The organism is Faecalibacterium sp. Marseille-P9312 (genome assembly GCF_902497445.1).
In the GTDB taxonomy this organism is placed as follows: Bacteria; Bacillota; Clostridia; order Oscillospirales; family Ruminococcaceae; genus Faecalibacterium; species Faecalibacterium longum.
Genome location: NZ_CABVEW010000018.1, coordinates 1 through 19070, shown reverse-complemented (window position 1 = coordinate 19070; position 19070 = coordinate 1). Strand labels below are relative to the sequence as shown.

The 19070-nt window shown below is 48.8% G+C and carries 14 protein-coding genes and 1 tRNA gene; 9 read left to right on the top strand and 6 right to left on the bottom strand.

All coding sequences use genetic code 11. From position 1 onward, the window contains the following. Positions 1-87 precede the first annotated feature (87 nt). From F3G95_RS12150 to F3G95_RS12135, 4 genes are read right to left on the bottom strand one after another with little or no spacing between them, the layout of a single operon-like run. Positions 88-1950: a hypothetical protein gene (locus F3G95_RS12150; protein ID WP_097773032.1), complete on the bottom strand. Its 1863-nt coding sequence runs from the start codon at positions 1948-1950 to the stop codon at positions 88-90. A gap of 2 nt (positions 1951-1952) precedes the next feature. Further along, on the bottom strand, positions 1953-3509 hold the full coding sequence (locus F3G95_RS12145) for an ATP-binding protein (RefSeq protein ID WP_149795158.1): 1557 nt from the start codon (positions 3507-3509) through the stop codon (positions 1953-1955). A 16-nt stretch (positions 3510-3525) separates the two neighbouring features. Next, on the bottom strand, positions 3526-5229 hold the full coding sequence (locus F3G95_RS12140; protein WP_097773034.1) for an ATP-binding protein: 1704 nt from the start codon (positions 5227-5229) through the stop codon (positions 3526-3528). Between the two features lie 13 nt (positions 5230-5242). Beyond that, positions 5243-6403 (bottom strand): DNA double-strand break repair nuclease NurA, encoded by a 1161-nt coding sequence (locus F3G95_RS12135; RefSeq protein WP_097773035.1) that lies wholly within the window; start codon positions 6401-6403, stop codon positions 5243-5245. Between the two features lie 666 nt (positions 6404-7069). On the opposite strand from F3G95_RS12135, the gene F3G95_RS12125 reads away from it, so the two are divergent. The 4 genes from F3G95_RS12125 to F3G95_RS12105 all read left to right on the top strand — a co-directional run bounded on the left by F3G95_RS12125 (position 7070) and on the right by F3G95_RS12105 (position 10711). Beyond that, positions 7070-7738, top strand: a complete 669-nt coding sequence (locus tag F3G95_RS12125) for an alpha/beta hydrolase-fold protein (protein WP_097773120.1) — start codon at positions 7070-7072, stop codon at positions 7736-7738. Further along, complete coding sequence (locus F3G95_RS12120) at positions 7735-8169, top strand: DUF188 domain-containing protein (RefSeq protein ID WP_097773037.1); 435 nt, start codon at positions 7735-7737, stop codon at positions 8167-8169. The genes F3G95_RS12125 and F3G95_RS12120 overlap by 4 nt, the downstream gene beginning before the upstream one ends. Before the next feature lie 1010 nt (positions 8170-9179). Then, positions 9180-9455 carry a helix-turn-helix domain-containing protein gene (locus tag F3G95_RS12110; protein WP_097773038.1) on the top strand — a complete coding sequence of 92 codons (276 nt, stop codon included), beginning with the start codon at positions 9180-9182 and terminating at the stop codon, positions 9453-9455. Between the two features lie 65 nt (positions 9456-9520). Continuing rightward, positions 9521-10711, top strand: a complete 1191-nt coding sequence (locus F3G95_RS12105) for a site-specific integrase (protein WP_243130382.1) — start codon at positions 9521-9523, stop codon at positions 10709-10711. Positions 10712-10909: 198 nt separating this feature from the next. Here F3G95_RS12105 and F3G95_RS12100 read toward each other — a convergent pair. After that, positions 10910-11000: transfer RNA gene (locus F3G95_RS12100), tRNA-Ser, on the bottom strand. 371 nt (positions 11001-11371) lie between these two features. Between F3G95_RS12100 and F3G95_RS12095 the strand changes: the two genes are divergently transcribed. Continuing rightward, complete coding sequence (locus F3G95_RS12095) at positions 11372-12739, top strand: MATE family efflux transporter (protein WP_149795156.1); 1368 nt, start codon at positions 11372-11374, stop codon at positions 12737-12739. Between the two features lie 64 nt (positions 12740-12803). On the opposite strand, the gene F3G95_RS12090 is transcribed toward F3G95_RS12095, so the two are convergent. Beyond that, on the bottom strand, positions 12804-14723 hold the full coding sequence (locus F3G95_RS12090) for a DUF2971 domain-containing protein (protein ID WP_149795155.1): 1920 nt from the start codon (positions 14721-14723) through the stop codon (positions 12804-12806). 72 nt (positions 14724-14795) lie between these two features. Between F3G95_RS12090 and F3G95_RS12085 the strand changes: the two genes are divergently transcribed. From F3G95_RS12085 to F3G95_RS12070, 4 genes are all read left to right on the top strand, one after another. Continuing rightward, entirely contained in the window at positions 14796-15002 is a 207-nt protein-coding gene (locus F3G95_RS12085) for a hypothetical protein (protein WP_149795154.1), read from the top strand. 442 nt (positions 15003-15444) lie between these two features. After that, the gene (locus tag F3G95_RS12080) at positions 15445-16491 is read left to right on the top strand and encodes a tripartite tricarboxylate transporter substrate binding protein (RefSeq protein WP_149795153.1); all 1047 of its coding nucleotides are present in this window, start codon (positions 15445-15447) and stop codon (positions 16489-16491) included. Positions 16492-16573: 82 nt separating this feature from the next. Beyond that, positions 16574-17110, top strand: a complete 537-nt coding sequence (locus F3G95_RS12075; RefSeq protein ID WP_188117555.1) for a tripartite tricarboxylate transporter TctB family protein — start codon at positions 16574-16576, stop codon at positions 17108-17110. Positions 17111-17125: 15 nt separating this feature from the next. Continuing rightward, positions 17126-18655, top strand: coding sequence for a tripartite tricarboxylate transporter permease (locus F3G95_RS12070; protein ID WP_149795151.1), 1530 nt, complete (start codon positions 17126-17128; stop codon positions 18653-18655). Positions 18656-19070 lie beyond the last annotated feature (415 nt).

Genomic DNA, 19070 nt, shown 5'->3' with positions numbered 1-19070 from the left:
CTCGGAAAACTCTTCGTATCAATTAGTTCTGCGCTCCCAGATAACGCACCGCCGCACTTGCGGAGAGTTTTATTCAATGGCATAATTTCAGCTATTCTTTTCCTTCAGCATTTGCTCAGCCTCATCGCGTGTAACCATATAATATTGAAGGACGTCTCTTGCTTCTTTTGAATATTTTGAGAAATCCAAATCCTTGAACTTGTTTACTGCCACAACAGATTTCACTTTTTCAAGTTCCTCAGTAGGCAGACTCCAAAACTTTTCTTCCCATTCCTTTGCGAGATTTTCCTTGAACATAAAACGATAAATTATAAAGGTTTCAGGCATCCAGAGAATTGTCCAGAATCGATGCTCATCCGCACCAAATGCTTCCTCAAAGAAATGCTTCCCTTTGCCGACTTTACCCTTGGTCGAATTCAGTACAGCCTGAATTGCTCGAATGAATTTTCGGTTCCAATGTTCGCCTATATAATCTCGGTTCATAAAGAAATCCGGATCATTGATAGGATGGTATTTCATCGGGAAAGAATAGATGTTTGCCCCTAATTCATCACACAGATCAACATTCAACTTCATGCGATAATACAGATGTTCTGGTTTATCTCTGAAATTATATAGCATATAGTTCGATAGATTTGTAATGCCATGTGCTACTGCGGTACGAACCGCTTTTTCGTAGATGTCCTTTTGCTCCCAATGGTCAAAAGCAATTCTAAGAGGCGAAATATTGATTTCAGCCAATTTTGCCATATTCTGATCATTTATCAGTCTTGCGTCAATCCCTTGGTTAAAATCAACAATGCGTTTTACCTTTTTTGTATGTTTAAAATGTTTCTTGAATAATGGCGCAACAAATTCATCAAGTTTTAAAATCTCTTCTTTTGTCGCAGTTTCATAATGCAAACATGCTGCTTGTTCTAAACGAAGATATAACTCCGTTTTTTCTTCCAACGGGAGTTTCTCCGTCAATTCTTTATATAGCCTTATGCACTTTCTTACATAGGCACGATCATTGTAGCCATCCTTTAAATTTTGGATAGCAATTTCGTACTGATCAGGCGGCATATAAGTTGCACCTTTTTGAAATCCGCACGCTTTAATCTCATCGATAATTCTATCATAGCATTTGGATGCCAGCACATTATTGTCCAGCAAAAGCAAATCACGTTGCTCTCCAAATCGGTCTCTTGCCCGTTCTATTTGCTCTTTAAGTCCAATATAATCACAATAGTGTGGCTCTAGTTTAGGAACTGCACAAAATGCGCAATGATTGATGCAGCCACGTGTCATATAAGCAAAATACGCATTATTCGCCGGATATTTATAGTCGATTTCTTCAAGAATCGAATAATCCAACGGAAGTGTATCTATAATGCGTGTATCGCCTTTATCAATATCTCCAGGATGGTTCAACAGTCCTTCGAATGGATGAATTCCTGTTGCTTCGTACACTTCGTTAGGCAGAAGTGTTGACATGATACCGCCGACCATCACATCTTCGGGCTTTTTGCATAGCTGTTTTACGAAGTTTATCGTATCAATAGTAATATTCCAATAGAATGTAAAAAGAGTAGTTATACCAACCTTATCAAACGGTGGGTTCTTGAAGTATTCTTTCTTTCGATAGGAGCTTCTAGCGTTCTTTACCAACTCTATGGCATCTGAATTGTTTTGGAAATATGCTTGTTCATCCAGCAAAGAAATCGTTCCTTTTCTGACACACTCTACTAGAATTTTTTTATCGGTTTTCCAGTTTGTTTCAGCGTCCAAAGTCGTAAGTGCGTTCAACAAGTCCTCAACAACGATATCTGCTGCTAAATCTAAAAGGTCGCCTTTGAAGAACCTTACGTCATCCCCCGATTCTCGATAGTATGTTGCCAGTTTCATCAATCCCATTGGAGGATACTTGTTTTTATAATTAGGCTCTACCAAAAGCACTTTTCTGTTCATTTTTATCTAAATTCCTTTTCTATTGCTTCCTGAATTTGGTCGGCAACTTCTTTCGACACAATACGTCTTATAATCGCCATTATCTGTTGCACTAGTTTTCGTTTGCTTCTATCCAGTTTAGATAGATTATCCGTAAAATACTTTGTTTTTGACCCTCCTGCCGTTACTTTAGAAACAGCTTTTTCTGCATCTTTGGCCCGCTGCGTTGTTTTCTGATCTTCATACTTTTGCTCAATAGCTCTACGAACGCGCTGTTCCGCTTCGCTTCCTGCGCCAGATTCTTTAAATCGAGCAAGTCTTCTCTCGGCTTCTTCTTTCCTCTTTTTTGCAGCCTCTAATTCAGCTTCCATTTGAGCTTTTTCAGAACCGTCAATAAAACCTTTCCGACTCTTTTCTTGATACTTAGATACAGTATCTGTGTACGCTTCGAGCTTTTTATAGTCGCTCTTTGTGTCGCTTGCTACATGGTATAATTTATGCAGTGTGTCATAAAAGAACAGTTTCAGCTGTGTTTCAAACTCAATTCGTTCAACTGATTCATTAAAGTAGTTTCTTTGTGAGTTTGGAACCAGTTTCTTTGATGCCGCAAATATTTCACCTACAAAATAGCTATTGCCCCGATCTTCTTTAAAAAATTTAGCAACAGCTGTATTATCACCAATTTGGATGTTTCCCTGACGGAGTCTAAAACCATACATAGGATTTGCAGCTTTTGGAATGGCCTTTTCAAAACGTGATATTCCATACCACATCCATGCAAGAAGATTTCCATCCGCATCAGCAAAGTCTTTGAAGCCGACATCTACAATGTTATCGTATACCTTGCCAGTAGCATCATATAACCGATTTTTATATCTTTTTAAGAGAGGATCTCCGTTTACTCGGATGTTATATTCATCAATTTTGAAATGCAGATTCGCAGCATGTTCATAAATAGCATCTCTATGATAAAAACTACTCACATACGGAACCGGAGCAACAAAACTCAAGTAATCAGAAACCAACTGTTTATCCAACAAATCCGTATTTTCATGGTTTATATCAATCATTTCAACCTTGAAATAATGCTTTTCTTGTTCTTCCGGGAATTTTTCTGTTGAAACTATAGCATTCAGAATATCATCTACGGTGTACTTCACTGGAGAACTTAGCATTTCACGCATTTTCTTTGCATCGAATATCATTTTCGAACCTTTAGTTTCGCCCCTGTACGAAGTAGAAAACACCAGCGTCTTACAATATGCCAAGCCGCAGAGGCGTCCTATTCCTCGAAAACCTTTATCAACACCTACTTTTTTGTCAGAGTTTGCAATATCACCCAGCTGTGCAACAAAATCCGCTTCCTTAACGCCAGTAGCGTTGTCTTCAACAGAGATAAATCTTTCATCTTCTTTTATTGAAATGAAAACCTCAGCTTGCTCTCTATCAATGATTCCAAGTTCAACTGCTTTATCTATCTGGTCGCATGCATTTTGGACATACTCGCGGTATATCACTTTTGAATCCGCATACATACCAGTTGTCAAATTTTCAAGGATGTTTTTTCCTATGGTTGCCATAGTTGCTTCCTTTCCGTTATTTCACCTGTTTGTAAATCGGTTTCGGGAATTTTATATGAAGCATTGATCTGAAAATTGGATTCTGAACAATATATTCTCCCTGCTTTAAACGAGTCATCATCGTCTTATACACAGGGGGAACACTCTTATAATCGCTCTTTGTCACTTCAATGGTGTTAGTGCGTCCATACGCATGTGTAGAACAGTTTCCAGTTACCCTATCATGAATGGCACTTCTAAATTGTTCTGCTGCAAACAGCACGACACCCAAAGAACGTCCACGCTCTGCAACATCCAAAATTTGGTGGAGAATAGGGGAATTTTTAGGAGAATCTTTAGAAGCGTACTTATTCAGCTCATCGATAAAGATAATAATTCTTGATGGGGGTGCAACATTTTCATCGCCATTATATTCGCCCAATTGCAGGTTGTAAATCGTCCTTACTGCATCACCAAAAACGTATGCCTGTTTATCTTCTGAAAGCTTGGCAATATCAATAACATGTACTTCGTTCTTTTTGATGTATTTTAGGGCATCTCCGAGCCGTGTTTCGCCTTTGCTTGCATTAATATCTCTGGCAAAAATTGCAGCCTTATCATTGATTGCTTTGTTGACAATACGATAAAATTTCCGCCAACTTGCTATAGGAATCTCTTTTTCCCTATCAGATTGTGCTCCAGCTGCACATTTTTCGCGAATTATTTCAAGAAATTCTTGCCAATCATCAGCACCGGAAAATTTACCCTGCCCAGCCATGATATAATTGATAATAGCATCCATGGTCTGAGTCGAATCATCAATATTAGAGAACATCAGATCCAAATTGTTCCGATCTTCTCTATAAATGTATTTATACTTTTTAGCTTTTTTGGTTTTTATCGCATCATCAACTTCTTCGGGAGTTAGATATGTGTTCCAGCTTCCCTCGGTAGAATACGGATAATAATAGTGGACATTATGAAACGGCTCAGGCGAAAGGCCAAGCTTTTTATACAGAGCTTCATTTTCAGCCTTTTCTTTTGCCGGATCATCCTCATCATCATAATCGTTTGGCTGATCAATCGTCAACAAGTCACGGCCTTTAACATTGAACATAACAAATGCAACCGATTCGTCCTCGCTTTTGTTCTTAATGTAAGTATCCTGAATGGCCTTCATCAAGAACATTGCATAAGAAGTTTTTGCTGCCAATCCAGAAATGCCAGAAATATTCAGATGTGCACCTTCCGGTCCAATAATAAACTTTGAATTGAGCCGAACAGGCAGTGTTACTTTTTCACTGCCGCTTGTGCCTTCATACATTTCCAAATAGCCACAAACCAGCGGATTGCGAATATCTTTCAAGCCAAGTGCATATTCGATTTCTTCAGCAGTTGCTAAAAACACTTTCGAGTTGCTTTGCAACGGTATATAAATGTTTTTGTCATTACATACTACCTTTGCCTGAACATAGTTCATTCCAACTCGCAAAGTCGGAGATTCTACTTCTACATCGCCAAAATCGCTCGAAATATAGTTAGTCAAAAAGCTCGCCGCATCTGTTATGTGCGAAATATCTTCTATCATGCCATACGAAAACGAGCCATTTACATGTTCAACCTTCACAATATCAAATGGATTTAATATTAAGCTCGGATTCGTCCAAAAAGCAAAGTTGTCAATCGTTGTTGGTGCTTTTTCTGTTGCTAAAATGCGACCAATGATCACAGGACTAGGCATTGTTTATTCCTCCTCAAAACAAATGCAGAAACATTTCCGTACTCATATACTGACTTTTGACATAGGATTCTGTCAGAAAGACTGGATATAGATGATTAGCCCATCTCTTATCCGTTCCATAGCAAGTAGGCGTTCGTTCGTTAATTAAGGTTGCACTGATCAAATCGATTTCTTCACTATCAATTCCAGTGTCTTTTTCTTCATCCATCATGATTTTCTCGACCTTGATCACACCATCGAAAGGAGTCCGTGTATACTTTTTGTCTCTGATTCTGATGTACCAAACACCAAATTTCACATCGCCTAAGTAAGAAGCATTTTCATATCTTGCTACCGGTGTTCTATGAAAAAGCGGTAAGTCTGCGATATAGTTTGCATTTGCCTTTCCCGTGTGGTCTAAAATGCTTTCTGGATTGAAAGATTTTGATACGCCAATAACCCACTTATAATTGTGTTTGATCTTTTGAAGCGTCCTTAAATCCTCTCGTCCTGATTTCATTGGTTTATATTCGAGCGAACCGTCTTTTAAAAGATAATTGTCCTGATTTAGCTTTCCAGCTTTCACCAGCTCAGCGACCATTTCTTTTTCAGACTCAATCATATAATCTTGAATTCGTGCAATACCCGAATCCTCCATCTTCCCATTTTTCTGATCCTTAGGCGGAGAATATGGAAGGATCGTAGCAAATTCAATCCCTAGCTTCTTCAATTCTTCACTTTTATTGAGCTTTTTCGTTTGAGCTGCAAAAAATACATCATCCTTCCAGCCATCTGCGTTACTAACCGTTGGAAGTGACAAAACCAATCGTCTGTAAAATTTTTCGGGTCGCATTCTTCCATCGGTACGTTTGCAACATCCAATACCAACTTGTCCTGCGATAACTGGATAAACCTTTTTATTGTATGAAATATCATCCACCTTATAAGTGTGCCTCGATCCGTCCAAAAAGTAGCTGATGACTGGCCGCTTTCCAATCTGTCTTTTCGCTTCATTCGTTAAATCAACATACGTTTTATGCTTTTCCGTCTCCCCGGACACTTGCCATTTTATAAATTTTTCGCCATCGTCATCGTAGTCAAATGATGGCATACCAATTGTGTCATAGGAATACTTTTCCGTGTTATAACTTTTTCCGCCTGTCTCTTTGGAGATAATTTCCATGATTTTTGCCATGAGCTTTCCCTCCACTCAACCAACTTTTAGTTTTCGAGCTCGATTGTAAACGTCAAACCATGCTTTTCAGAAAAATTCTTAAGCTTCTTTAATGCCGCATAACTCGGTCGGCTCTTTCCCATTTCCCAACGATTTACGGTTGAGAAGGACACTCCCAATTCTTTTGCAAATGACTCCTGACTTAACAGTACCGCTTTCCGCAAGTTTCTAATGTCTGTAGGCAATCCCATGTAGTTCACCTCGCAGTTGCAAATTCTTTATTTGAGTATAGCATCTGCGCTATAGTGTTGCAATAGCATTGCTATAATGAATTTTCCTATTGCGTAAAAATTTTTAGGAGCTTTTTTCATTATCTCAGCAAGCGGTGCCTTTGTGCACACAACAGCTAAATTCTTTCGATCATCACGATTTCGTGATGGTTGCACACTCCTGCGGAGTCCTAAAAAAGCGTTTTGCAAAAAACGCGTAGCCTGCATCCATCGGATGTAGTTCAAGGGTTTGGGATTTCCCAACAAGCATTTTGCAACGCAAAAATGGTCTTTGTATATACGAAGACACTGCTTGCTACGGCTATGAACGCCTTTTGAATTGCAAAATGATTTTTCAGTTGCTATACTGGGCTTATCAAAATTTTTTCGGGAGGACGCCACAGTGACTGCACAGACAATGCAAATCGGGAACAGACCTTGCCGCATTTACGGCGAAGCCCATGCAGAATATCTACTGCTCCAAATGACCGGTGAACATGAGCTGCAAAGCATGGAAAGTGCGGTTACCGCTATTGCACAGAGTGCGCACCACTTTTTGTTTGCGGCTATTCCGGTGGAAAGCTGGAACGATGCACTTTCCCCGTGGGAAGCCCCTGCTGTTTGGGGAAAGCAAGGGTTTGGCGGCAAGGCCGGGAAGACATTGCGCTTCCTGACAGAGCAGGTCATTCCGTCACTGAAACAACAGCTTAATCTCCCGGAAAACGTCAAAATCATTCTGGGCGGCTACTCGCTGGCCGGGTTGTTTGCTCTGTGGGCATCCACCCAGACTGATCTGTTCTACGGTATCGCTGCCGCCTCGCCCTCTGTTTGGTTTCCGGGCTGGATGGAGTTTGAACAGCGGCATCCGATGCAGGCACAGCACATTTATCTGAGCCTTGGCGACAAGGAAGAGCATACGAAAAATGCTGTCATGGCTGCGGTGGGGGATCACATCCGCACCCTGCACAGCCGACTTATAGAGCGTGGCGCAGACTGCACCCTTGAATGGAACAGCGGCGGGCACTTTAAGGACGCTGATTTGCGTACCGCGAAAGCCTTTCGGTGGACGATGGAGGAACACACATGACCATTTTGATTGATGCAGACGGTTGTCCGGTCGTCGATCTGACGTTGCAGATTGCAAAGCGGTTCGGCATCTCGGTCATCATCCTGTGCGACACAGCTCACCAGATTGAGCGAGAAGGTGCGCAGACGCTGGTGTTCGACAAAGGAGCGGACAGCGTGGATTTTGCTCTCGTCAACCGGGTAAAACCGGGAGATGTGGTTGTGACGCAGGACTACGGGCTGGCCAGCATGTGTCTTGCCAAGTGCGCACGAGTGCTGAACCAGAATGGTCTGGAATACACCGCTGATAATATAGACGCTCTCATGCTACGGCGTTATGAAAACAAAAAGCTCCTCCGTGCCGGAAAGCACCCCAAGGGGAGCCCAAAGCGGACGAAGGAGCAGGATGAAGCATTTGTCGCCACACTGACAGATATTTTAGCGAGCATCTGATTTTCTGAATCAAAAATTTGATATTGCAACCGCCACTCACTCTTTCCCGGAGTGAGCGGCGGTTGTTTCTTGTTCAGCGCATCTTGCTTTGTTAACTTTCTGTTAATTTTCAAAATAAAGGTTGTCAACGAGCCTTTCTCGATGCCTACCAAGTGAGGGAGGTTTTTCAATTTTCAATGAAGGCAAAAAAATCAGCGTCAGCACCCCCCATTTCTGGCCATTTTTTCTGTTAATAATAGAACCTCCTCTTTGAAGGCCGGTCGTTTGTGACCTTTTTGTTAATTCTCAAAAACATGGTTGTCTTTTGTCCTTTTTCGTCGGCTACCAAGTGAGAGGACTTTTTCAAAAGTGGAGATTCAGCTTCAAGAATTACAATTCAATTACAATTTCCCCTTCGATGCTATGAAACAGGCGTTCTCGACGCCTACCAAGTGTAGGGCATCTTTTTCAAGACCACTTTCAACTTCAGGCACTGCCAATGTTGCAAAGTTCCGTCCTCCATCGGTCGCCCATGGATCAATGTTATTTTAATCAAGCAGCCACTTCAACTATATTTTCCAAAAACTTTTCAACAAATTTCTTTTTCGGGCTACTTTTTGGCCGTTTTCGATGGCTCGTAAGTAGAGGGACAATTTTTCGGAAGCCTTAAATTCCGAAGATTTTCTATAAAACTCCGTCCTTTGAAAACAGAATAGTTCAATCGTCCGGTACTTCACAAAAGGTACTTCTGTAACTCGCAGCCCGGTCATAACGAAGACGGGGTGGCTGAAATGCCAATGGTGCGGTGCAAGCCCGCCGCCGGACGATTCCCCACTCCTAGGGAAGTCGAGGACCAATATGGGAGACCTTAACTTATTAACGCAGACGGGTTTGAACTTATCTGCGATGGGGGAGTTGGAACTACTGCCAGCTCTCTTTACATTGCCACCTGACCGCAGCTTTGCTGCAAAGGATATAACCGCAGGTAACACACTTTTTGACCTTAGACTACTTATGCTGAAGGAGTGCCTATGAAGTTTAACAATGCCTATTCCCAGATGTTTCCCGGCTACCCCGATGCCGTCAGCCTTCAGCAGGCTGCGGAGATGCTTGGTCTGAACCGCCACACGGTCGGGGAACTGATCCGTTCCCGCCGCCTGTTTGCGCTTAAAATCGGCCGCACCTACCGTATCCCGAAGCTGAGCGTGATTGAGTTCCTGCTCACCGGACAGAGCACCTTCCCGGCTGGAAATCCGCCGCTGGATGTGGTATGCTGTGGGTGCAGCAACGGACAGCACGCCTGTTGACCCAAAGGAGGTTTATGATGAAAACTACAGGGTCTGTCCAAGAGAAAAATGGACGTTTCTATTTCGTGATCAATCTTTATGATGCCAACGGCAAGCGGAAGATCAAGTGGATCTCCACAGGTTTGACCGTCCGGGGCAACAAGCGCAAGGCAGAATCCATGCTCCGGGAAGTATTGCTCCACTATGATGAGACCGGGGAGCTGCCCACAGGGCGGGGCGGAGCCTACGAAAAAGTAGATGCTAAAACCGCCAAGCCCTTGCCGCAGCATCTCCAACCCGTCAGCAAGTCGGAGATGCTGTTTCTGGACTATCTCAACGAGTGGGTGCAAGTCCATAAAGCATCCATCCAGCCTGCAACCTTTATCAGCTACAATCGGATGATCACCGGGCGCATCACGCAGTATTTTGAGCCGTTGGGCTTGAAGCTGTGCGAGGTCACGCCGCAGGTGCTGGATGAGTTTCAGGAGAAGATCTTGCTGGAGGGCTACACCACTAACACGGTCATTCACTACCACGCCATCTTCGGTAAAGCGTTCAAGGATGCCGTCCGCAAGGACTATCTGAAAACCAACCCGATGCTGAAAGTTGACCGCCCGAAGAAGAACAGCTTCCGGCCCAACTTCTACTCCAAGGATGAAGTCCAGCAGCTGCTGGAAGTATCGCAGGATGACCCCCTGCACCTGTGCATCCTCATTACAGCCTACTACGGTCTGCGCCGCAGCGAGGTGCTTGGGCTGAAGTGGTCGTCTATCGACTTTGAGCGCAAGTCCATCACCATCAATCACAAGGTGACGGAACAGTTGGTGAACGGCAAGTACGTTCCTGTGGTCAGCGATGTGATGAAGACCAAGACCAGCTGCCGCACCCTGCCGCTGATCCCGGCTGTGGAAGAAGAACTTCTGAAGCAGAAGGAAAAGCAGCAGCTTTACCGCAAGCTGTTCAAGAAGAGCTACAGCACTGAGTATCTGGATTTCGTCTGCACCGATCAGGAAGGCAAGCTGATCCGCCCGAACTTCGTGACGGAGCACTTCGACTGGCTGCTTCGGAAGTATAGCTTGCCCCGCATCCGCTTCCACGATCTGCGCCACAGTTGTGCCAGTCTGATGGTGATGAATGGCGTTTCCATGAAACAGGTTCAGGAATGGCTGGGGCACAGCACCTTTTCTACCACCGCTGACATCTACGCACATCTCGATTACAAGAGCAAGGAAGGGTCGGCTGGGGTCATTGCCGGGCTGTTAGAAACGAAAAAGTAAAAAGACCGTCGCATTCCACAACAGTCTCAACAAACGGTAGTATTTCCAACAGATTCAACAGGCGACTTGCTAAAGTTCCTGTTGGAGAGAATTTAGGAGAGAACGGGCTTTCAAAGTAGGCTCTTCGCTATTGTTGTCACAGCATCACCGTTAGATTTGGCAGCAAAAAAGGCGCAGATTCGTTTGAATCTGCGCCTCTGGCGGAGTAGCAGGGATTTGAACCCTGGCGCCCCTTGCAGGGCCTACGAGATTTCGAGTCACGCCTCTTCGACCGCTTGAGTACTACTCCTCGTTGTATTTCGAGAGAAAATTGCAAGCTGTATATTGCCGATTTCCTCTTGAATCTTAGAAATTTAATGTTAGAATATTGTTAGAAAACGCATCGTTCAGACAGGTTCTGAAGCCTGTCAGGACATCAAAATCGACGTTCTCTCGTGTGATATGGAGATCTCTAGCGAAGCATCCACTTGGATTTCGAGTGCGACCTCTTACGACCACTTGAGTAATGCTCCATATTCACAATACAGCTTAATTATTATAGCAAAATCCCGCCTTTCCGTCAACTGGAAATACAAAAAGCCCTTCCCCTTGTGCTTGACAGGCAGAGCGGGGCGTGCTATATTTATTTCAAATTTGAAGTATGCACTTAAAGGAGAACCTATGGCACAGAATCGACAGGATATGGGCAGCGGGCCGGTCAAGCCCCTGCTTTTGCAGCTGATGATACCCGCCGTGGTGGCGCAGGTGGTCAATCTGCTCTATAACATCGTAGACCGCATTTACATCGGCCACATCGAGGGCATCGGTGCGGCGGCGCTGACGGGCGTGGGTCTGTTTGCGCCGATCCTTATGCTCCTGAACGCCTTCGCCATGCTCATCGGCGCGGGCGGTGCGCCCCGCACGGCCATCGCTCTGGGACAGGGCAATAAAGACGAGGCCGAAAAAATCATCGGCAACAGCTTTACCATGCTGCTGTTTTTCGCTGTGGTGCTGACGGCAGGCTTCTATGCCGGTGCGCCCGCCCTGCTGCGGCTCTTCGGTGCCAGTGACGCCACTCTCCCCTATGCGGTGGCCTATGGCCGCATCTACATCCTCGGCTCGGTGTTCGTGCTGCTGGTCATGGGCATGAACCCCTTCATCACGACCCAGGGCTTTGCGAAGATCAGTATGCTCACGACAATCATTGGCGCAGTCATCAACATCATCCTCGACCCCATCCTGATTTTTGGTCTTGGCTGGGGCGTCCGGGGTGCGGCAGTGGCGACGGTGCTCAGTCAGGCCGTGGGTGCCTGCTGGATATTGAAGTTCCTCACCGGCCCCAAGACCATCCTCAAGCTGCGGAAAGAAAACCTCAAAGTGGAGCGGAACATCATCCTGCCGGTGATGGGGCTGGGCATCTCCACCTTTGTGATGCTCTCCACCGAGAGCCTGCTCTCCATCAGCTTCAGCTCCAGTCTGGCCCGCTACGGCGGTGATGTGGCGGTGGGTGCCATGACGGTGATCACCAGCGCCTCCCAGCTCTGCACCCTGCCCATTCAGGGCATCTGTCAGGGCGGCCAGCCGGTCATGAGCTTCAACTTCGGCGCAGGCAAAAAGCCCCGCGTCAAGGAGGCGTTCCGCTTCCAGCTCACCCTCTGCTTCGGTTATACCACCCTGTTCTGGCTGCTCATGATGCTGGCCCCCGGCGTGGTGGCGGGCATCTTTACCTCGGATGCCGCCCTCATCGAATACACCACATGGGCTATGCGCATCTACATGGCGGGCATCCTCGCCATGGGCGTTCAGATCGCCTGCCAGCAGAGCTTTATGGCGCTGGGCCAGGCCAAAGTCAGCCTCCTGCTGGCCTGTCTGCGGAAGATCATCCTGCTGATCCCCCTCATCTTCATCCTGCCCCACTTTGTGGCCAACAAATGCTTCGGCGTCTTTCTCGCCGAGCCGGTCAGTGATATTCTGGCAGCGACCATTACGGCCATCACCTTCTTCTCCCGCTTCGACAAGATACTGGACAAGGGTGCCGGGAAGGTATGATTTCACAGGAAATAGAAACAGCCCGCAGGCGGACGAATGCCCAGCCTGCGGGCTGTTTCTGCGTTTAACGATAGTCTATCTCGGAGAGGGTGATGCGGGGCATTTCGGTGTCGGTTTTTTCACACATCTGGTCGATCTGCTCCTGCAGGTAAGGTACCCGGGTGCTGACGTCTTGGAACCTCGGTCCGAGGATGACCTCATCCAGCTGGAGCGGGAAGGGTGTCTGGACGAAAAGCCACGGTTTGTCGCCGTCAGTGTGGAGGATATTGTCCTTCGTCTGGTAGATGACCCGCAGCTCCTGCTCGTAGCTGTAGCTGCTGTCTTTGAAGAGGTAGCGGACCTTGTCCAGAATGTCGTCAAAATAGTGGAGAAGCGACTGGGGGAGTCGGTCTGCGATCTGGGCCAGCTCGTCCAGATGGGCATTGATGCGGGTGCAGCCTTTCTGGACGATTTCCGGGGAGTCGGAAAACCCCTGATTGTCCGAGGGGTCTGCCCGGTAACGACCGTCCGTTTTCCGGAGATAGCAGACACGATACAGCGTGGGGTCGTCATATTTTGTGTTCAGCTTGGACAAGACCCAGTTGATCACAAGGCAGCAGCCACGGGCGTGGTCGCCGTACATCTCCCACATGGGAAGATAATCGATGCGGGGGCTGAAGCATTTGACGAAGACATAGGGAACGTTCAGCTGTTTGCGCCCCTTTTTCTCGGTGTCGTACCTGCCTGCCAGAGCTTTGCGGAGGGTCTGGCCTTCGTTGGGGTCGTTCATGTAGGAGAGATGCATCACCGTCAGCCTGCCCAGACGGTCTTTTTTCTCGCCGGTACACTTCTCGGGCAGCATATAGGAGAAAACTTCGGAGGAGGTGTAGTAGGCGATGAGGCGGGAGCTGTCCTCTGCGCTCAGCTCCGTGAGGAGAAGGTCGGACAGATGTGCCGCCTTGACCAGCTGCAGGTAGTCGTCATAGGAAAGCGTGTTGGGGTCGATGGTAAGCTGGTGAGCGGCGCTGGCCAGCGGTTGGAAGGGTGTGCCTTTCAGCAGGGCTACTTTCCGAATGACAAGATCTTTTTTCGCCCGGCTGTGGCCGGGGTCGTCGGCAAGCCGCGCAAGCTCAGTGATGAGAAGCTTCTGCGTCAGCACGATCGTCATCAGAGCGACGATGCGCTTTTGACCAAACGAACTTTCCATCAGATCGTGGGCGAGATGTGCATATTCAGCAACGAGGGAAAGAAGCTCGCTGCTGGCCTTTTCTTCGGACGGGAATACGCGAGACGGGAACACGAGGATCTTGTTGTAGAGTTGCATAAAGCGAGAACGGAGGTAGCTTGGGGAAATATAAAAGTTTCCCCGCGCAAGATCGGCCAGAGTTTCGTATTCCTGATCGAATTCGACGGAATAATTCTTGGCGAGCTTAGAGGACGCAGAACGATCGACATGCCATTTTAAGGTCGGCAGACTGTAAAATTTGAGCGCAGCAGAAATATTGTTGTCAAGAAAAAGAAAGCGATCGCCCATTTTGATGTAGAGCGCATCGAAATTGAAGATCTGGTCTTCGGAAGGGTATTCGCCCTCGTTGGCGGCCCGATTCCATTCGACGACTTCGTCGTACACCCGCTTGTCACAGCCGTAAAAAAGCATGGCCTCCATAAAAGCAAAGAGCGTTTCCTTGCTTCCGGAGCCGTATTTGACGCAGAAGCAGTAATGGGAAAAATCCTCACTAAGCTCCCACAACAGGGTCGCATGGTCACGGGAAAAGCGCTGGGACGATGTGATTGCTTCGAGTTCTTTTAGAACATACACGGTGTGGGCTAGGGCGTTCGTGTCATCGTCGTCATAAAATCCGAACTCGTCGTGCATATAGTCCTCGGAGCTTGGCGGGATGGTATCCATGAACGCTGGGTGAGGGTTCAGCTGCAGCGCTGCCTCATAGATCGATTTATCGTACTCGAATTCCAGCAGTGGATATTTCATCTTTTCGTCCGGCATGGAGCATCCTCCTTCTTACATCCTTTCAGTGAGCATTCCGCACATGACTTCCACGCACGGTGGGTCGAACGCATGTCCGGCACACTCGCGGAGGGCCGCAGCGATTTGGGCGTCCGTCTCGCCCCGGCGGCGGTGGCGGTCGGTGAAGTCGGCCACAGCGAGGATGCGGGACAGCACCGCTATCTCTCCGCTTTCCAGCAGCTCCACCACGGCCTTGACCGCAACAGGCCCATGACGATAAGGGCCGGGTTTGCGAACATGACCAGATGCTTTTCGTAATGATACGCTTCCTTGAGAAGGGACCAGATGCGGTAAAGCATGAAAACATCGCCTCCGAATGGGCCGCGCGGGCGGCTGGCTGCTGTATCTTTATAATATTACGACATTTTTATACAATATCATTATACAATGAAATCCGGACGATGAACAGATGGAATTTCAGAATGACTGTATGCATCAAAAATACATCAGCAAAGAATTTTGGATACACGAGCTAAGAATCGAAAGGAAGGCTTGCAGAAGGCTTCAAAAACTAATCAAACGGGTCACTTTGTACAAACATTGCCTGAAAAATTTGTGCTTGAATCTAATTGCGGGATGAGAAAATATGCGCTATCATAATATCCAAAGGCGACCCGTATACGGAAGGAATGGCGCTGTGAGCAAAGCATGGCGCTGCCATAATACGGATAAACGCAACGTGAATCGGAGGTAACAAGAAATGAAAAAGATCTCTCGTCGTGACTTCCTCGCAGCTTCTGCTGCTGTGGGTGCAGCTGGCGTCCTGACCGCCTGCGGCGGTTCTTCCAGCAGCACTGCCACCTCTACCGCAGCTTCCACTGCTGCCAGCGCCGCTGCCGGCGGCAAGTCCACCGATTACCCCACCAAGGGTATTTCCGTCATCTGCCCCTGGTCTGCAGGCGGCGGCACGGACTCCTGCCTGCGCGCATTCTGCGAGGCTATGGGCAAGAACCTGGGCGTCACCCTGACCGTCGATAACCAGACTGGCGGCGGCGGCATCCTGGGCCATCAGGCAATCGCAGACGCCAACACCGACGGCTACACCATCGGTATGATCACCTTCGAGCTGGCTACCTACAAGAAGCTGGGCACCAGTGAACTGACCTGGGAGAATTACGCTCCCCTGTGCCGCGTCAACACCGACGCAGCTGCCATCACCGTCGGCGCAAAGTGGGCTGCTGACAACGGCATCACCGACCTGCCCGGTTTCATTGATTACTGCAAGGCTCACCCCGGTGAGGTGCAGATGGGCGGTTCTTCCAACGCTTCTGTCTGGCACATCGCTGGCGGCTACCTGATGAGCGCTACCGGCATCGACATCCAGATGATTACCTATCAGGAAGGTGCTGCTACCGCTGTCCAGAACGCAGCCGGCGGCTTCATTCAGGGCGTTACCGTCTCTCTGGCCGAAGCCCGCAGCTTCATCGAGTCCGGCGACCTGATCTGCCTGGGCGTCATGGACGAAGAGCGCAACCCCGTCTTCCCCGATGTTCCTACCTGTAAGGAGCAGGGCTACGACATCACCTACTACACCCAGCGCGGTATGGCCGCTCCTCTGGGCGTTGATGATGCCATCATGACCCGTCTGGAAGAGGCCTGCGCCGCTGCCATCGAGGACCCTGACTTCGTGACCTTCATGAACAACAACGGTCAGGCGATCTCCTATCTGGATGCACAGGGCTATGCTGACTACCTGAAGCAGGCTGCTGTCGATGTCGCAGCTGCTATGGACGCTGTCGGCCTCTGATTTGTCTCTCTGAGTATTTGCTGGGGCAGGCAGTTCATGCCTGCCCTTTTTTATGAGAAGATATAGAGAGGAGGAACCCCTTTTGAACAAAGACAAAATGAAAACGATGGCCTTCTCCAATCTGGCAGGCTCCATCATTTTCCTCGCGATCGGCATCTGGGCGTGGTTCCAGACCGATAATTTCCCTGAGGTGGCCAACACCTATGTGCAGGCTTCTACCTTCCCCCGCGTCATGATCGTGGGTATGCTCATCTTCTCGGTGGTCCTGCTCATCCAGTCCATCTTCAAGCTGATGGGTACCATGAAGCCCACCGACCCCGTTGCTGCCGAAGTCGGCACCCTGAATCCCCTCAAGGATAAGGGCGTGGCCGCTGCTTACCTCGTTATGCTCCTCTGTGTGCTGTTCGCTGCTCTGTTCAAGAGCTGCGGCTACATCCTGTGCGCTGTGGTGCTCTCGATGATCATCATGTTCCTCATCGGCAAGCGCAACTGGGTGCAGATGGTCCTTGTGAGCGTTCTGGTGCCGCTGCTGATGTGGCTGGTGTTCTACAAGGTGCTTACCGTCAATATTCCGCTGGGTCCGCTGAACTTCCTGCGCACCCTCGTGGACATGATATAAGGAGGGAGCACAGTTATGGATTTTAGTCTGCTTCTTTCCAGCTATGCGACTGTCTGGTCCAACCCCGAGGTCCTTCTGATGACCTTCATCGGCGCACTGGGCGGCGTTCTGCTGGGCGCTATCCCGGGCATGACCGCCACCATGGGCGTGGCGCTGCTCATCCCCTTCTCCTTCGGCATGGACCTCATCCCGTCCATCGGCCTGCTGCTGGGCATCTACTGCGGCGGTATGTACGGCGGTTCCATTTCCGCTATCCTCATCCACGCCCCCGGTACGCCCGCCGCAGCCGCCACCCTGCTGGACGGCTACCCCATGTGTAAGAAAGGTCAGGCCGGCAAGGCACTGTCCGTTGCCATGTTCTCGTCCTTCTGCGGCGGCGTCATCGGCGCACTGGTCATGACCTTCCTGTCTCCGCTGGTCGCTGACATGGCCATGAACTTCGGCCCCGGCGAGATGTTCATGCTGGCCGTCTTCGGTCTGTCTGTCATCGTCGCAATTTCCGGTAAGTCTGTGGCCAAGGGCCTCATCAGCGCCTTCTTCGGTATGCTGCTCTGCACCGTCGGCCTCGACCCCACCAACGGCATCCCCCGCTTCATCACCACCAAGCAGACCGGCCTGCTGGATGGCTTCCAGTTCATCCCCACTCTGATCGGTCTGTTCGCTGTCTCTGAAGTCATCGCCGGCGTTGAGCGCATCATCCGCGGCGAAGAGCATGAGCAGAAGTCCAACGAGAAGATCACCAACGTCCTGCCCGATTGGAAGACCATCAAGAAGATCTGGCCCAACATCCTCTCCGGCGGCCTCATCGGCACCTTCATCGGCGCCATCCCCGGCGCAGGCGGTGACATCGCCGTCTTCGTCTCCTACGGCGCCAGCAAGTCCGCCAGCAAGCACCCCGAGCTGTACGGCACCGGCATCCCCAACGGCGTTGCTGCTACCGAGTCCGCCAACAACGGCTGCTCCGGCGGCGCTATGATCCCCCTGCTGTCTCTGGGCGTCCCCGGCGACTCCGTCACCGCCATCCTGCTGGGTGCCTTCATCATGAAGGGAATCACCCCCGGCCCCATGATGTACGTCACCGAGCTGCCCACCGTCTACCGCGTCTTCGCAGCTCTGATGCTGGCAAACCTCTGCATGCTGGTGGTCGGCTGCCTGGGCGTCCGCTTCTTTGCAAAGATCGTCTCCGTCGAGAAGAAGATGCTCTACCCCATCATCCTCGTCATCTCTCTGCTGGGTGCTTTCTCCATCAACAAGAATGCCTTTGACGTGGGCGTCTGTGTCGCCTTCGGCATCATCGGCTGGCTGATGAACAAGTACGAGTTCCCGCTTTCTCCCATCCTGCTGGCCCTCATTCTGGGACCCATGTGCGAGAAGAACTTCGTGCGTTACATGAACATCCAGCGCGGCAACTTCTTCGCCATCACCACTTCTCCCATCGCAATGGTCTTTGCAACGGTCGCTATCTTGGTCATCGTCTACTCTGTCTATAACCAGAGCAAGATCAACAAGCGTGCTGCTGCAAACGCTGCACAGGAGAAGGCATAAGCTCAACATCCTGACAAGCTCTGTCTGTTACATTCCCATGAAGCTGCGGCTGTCCCGTTCCGTCGGGGCGGCCGCGCTTCGCTTTTATGAGATAATGAGAAAGGGACTGTTGCAAAATAGCCCCTTCTTTTTGGGACATATCGGGAAAGTCACACCATTCATGAATGTACGCTGGTATGTCATGAAAAGGACTTGACAAAAATATAGGGGGGGGGGGGGGGGGAGAAAAAGCCCGAAAAAATCTAGAAAAAAATTGGGGGGGGAAAAAAGGAGAGGGGGGAAAGGAAAAAAAAAAAAGGGGGGGGGGAACGCGCCGCGGCCCCGGGGAGGGGCATTTCGGGGGGAGCCCCGGGGGGGCGGGGAAAGGGGTTTTTAACTTTGTCTCTTACCCACACCGGCCGCGCCGACAAAAAAA

What these genes read in the sequence shown, in the direction of transcription:
- F3G95_RS12135 (WP_097773035.1), bottom strand. Translation starts at nt 6,403, where the DNA reads ATGGCAAAAATCATGGAAATTATCTCCAAAGAGACAGGCGGAAAAAGT.
- F3G95_RS12085 (WP_149795154.1), top strand. Translation starts at nt 14,796, where the DNA reads ATGTCCGGCACACTCGCGGAGGGCCGCAGCGATTTGGGCGTCCGTCTC.
- F3G95_RS12090 (WP_149795155.1), bottom strand. Translation starts at nt 14,723, where the DNA reads ATGCCGGACGAAAAGATGAAATATCCACTGCTGGAATTCGAGTACGAT.
- F3G95_RS12070 (WP_149795151.1), top strand. Translation starts at nt 17,126, where the DNA reads ATGGATTTTAGTCTGCTTCTTTCCAGCTATGCGACTGTCTGGTCCAAC.
- F3G95_RS12120 (WP_097773037.1), top strand. Translation starts at nt 7,735, where the DNA reads ATGACCATTTTGATTGATGCAGACGGTTGTCCGGTCGTCGATCTGACG.
- F3G95_RS12125 (WP_097773120.1), top strand. Translation starts at nt 7,070, where the DNA reads ATGCAAATCGGGAACAGACCTTGCCGCATTTACGGCGAAGCCCATGCA.
- F3G95_RS12150 (WP_097773032.1), bottom strand. Translation starts at nt 1,950, where the DNA reads ATGAACAGAAAAGTGCTTTTGGTAGAGCCTAATTATAAAAACAAGTAT.
- F3G95_RS12145 (WP_149795158.1), bottom strand. Translation starts at nt 3,509, where the DNA reads ATGGCAACCATAGGAAAAAACATCCTTGAAAATTTGACAACTGGTATG.
- F3G95_RS12110 (WP_097773038.1), top strand. Translation starts at nt 9,180, where the DNA reads ATGAAGTTTAACAATGCCTATTCCCAGATGTTTCCCGGCTACCCCGAT.
- F3G95_RS12140 (WP_097773034.1), bottom strand. Translation starts at nt 5,229, where the DNA reads ATGCCTAGTCCTGTGATCATTGGTCGCATTTTAGCAACAGAAAAAGCA.
- F3G95_RS12095 (WP_149795156.1), top strand. Translation starts at nt 11,372, where the DNA reads ATGGCACAGAATCGACAGGATATGGGCAGCGGGCCGGTCAAGCCCCTG.
- F3G95_RS12080 (WP_149795153.1), top strand. Translation starts at nt 15,445, where the DNA reads ATGAAAAAGATCTCTCGTCGTGACTTCCTCGCAGCTTCTGCTGCTGTG.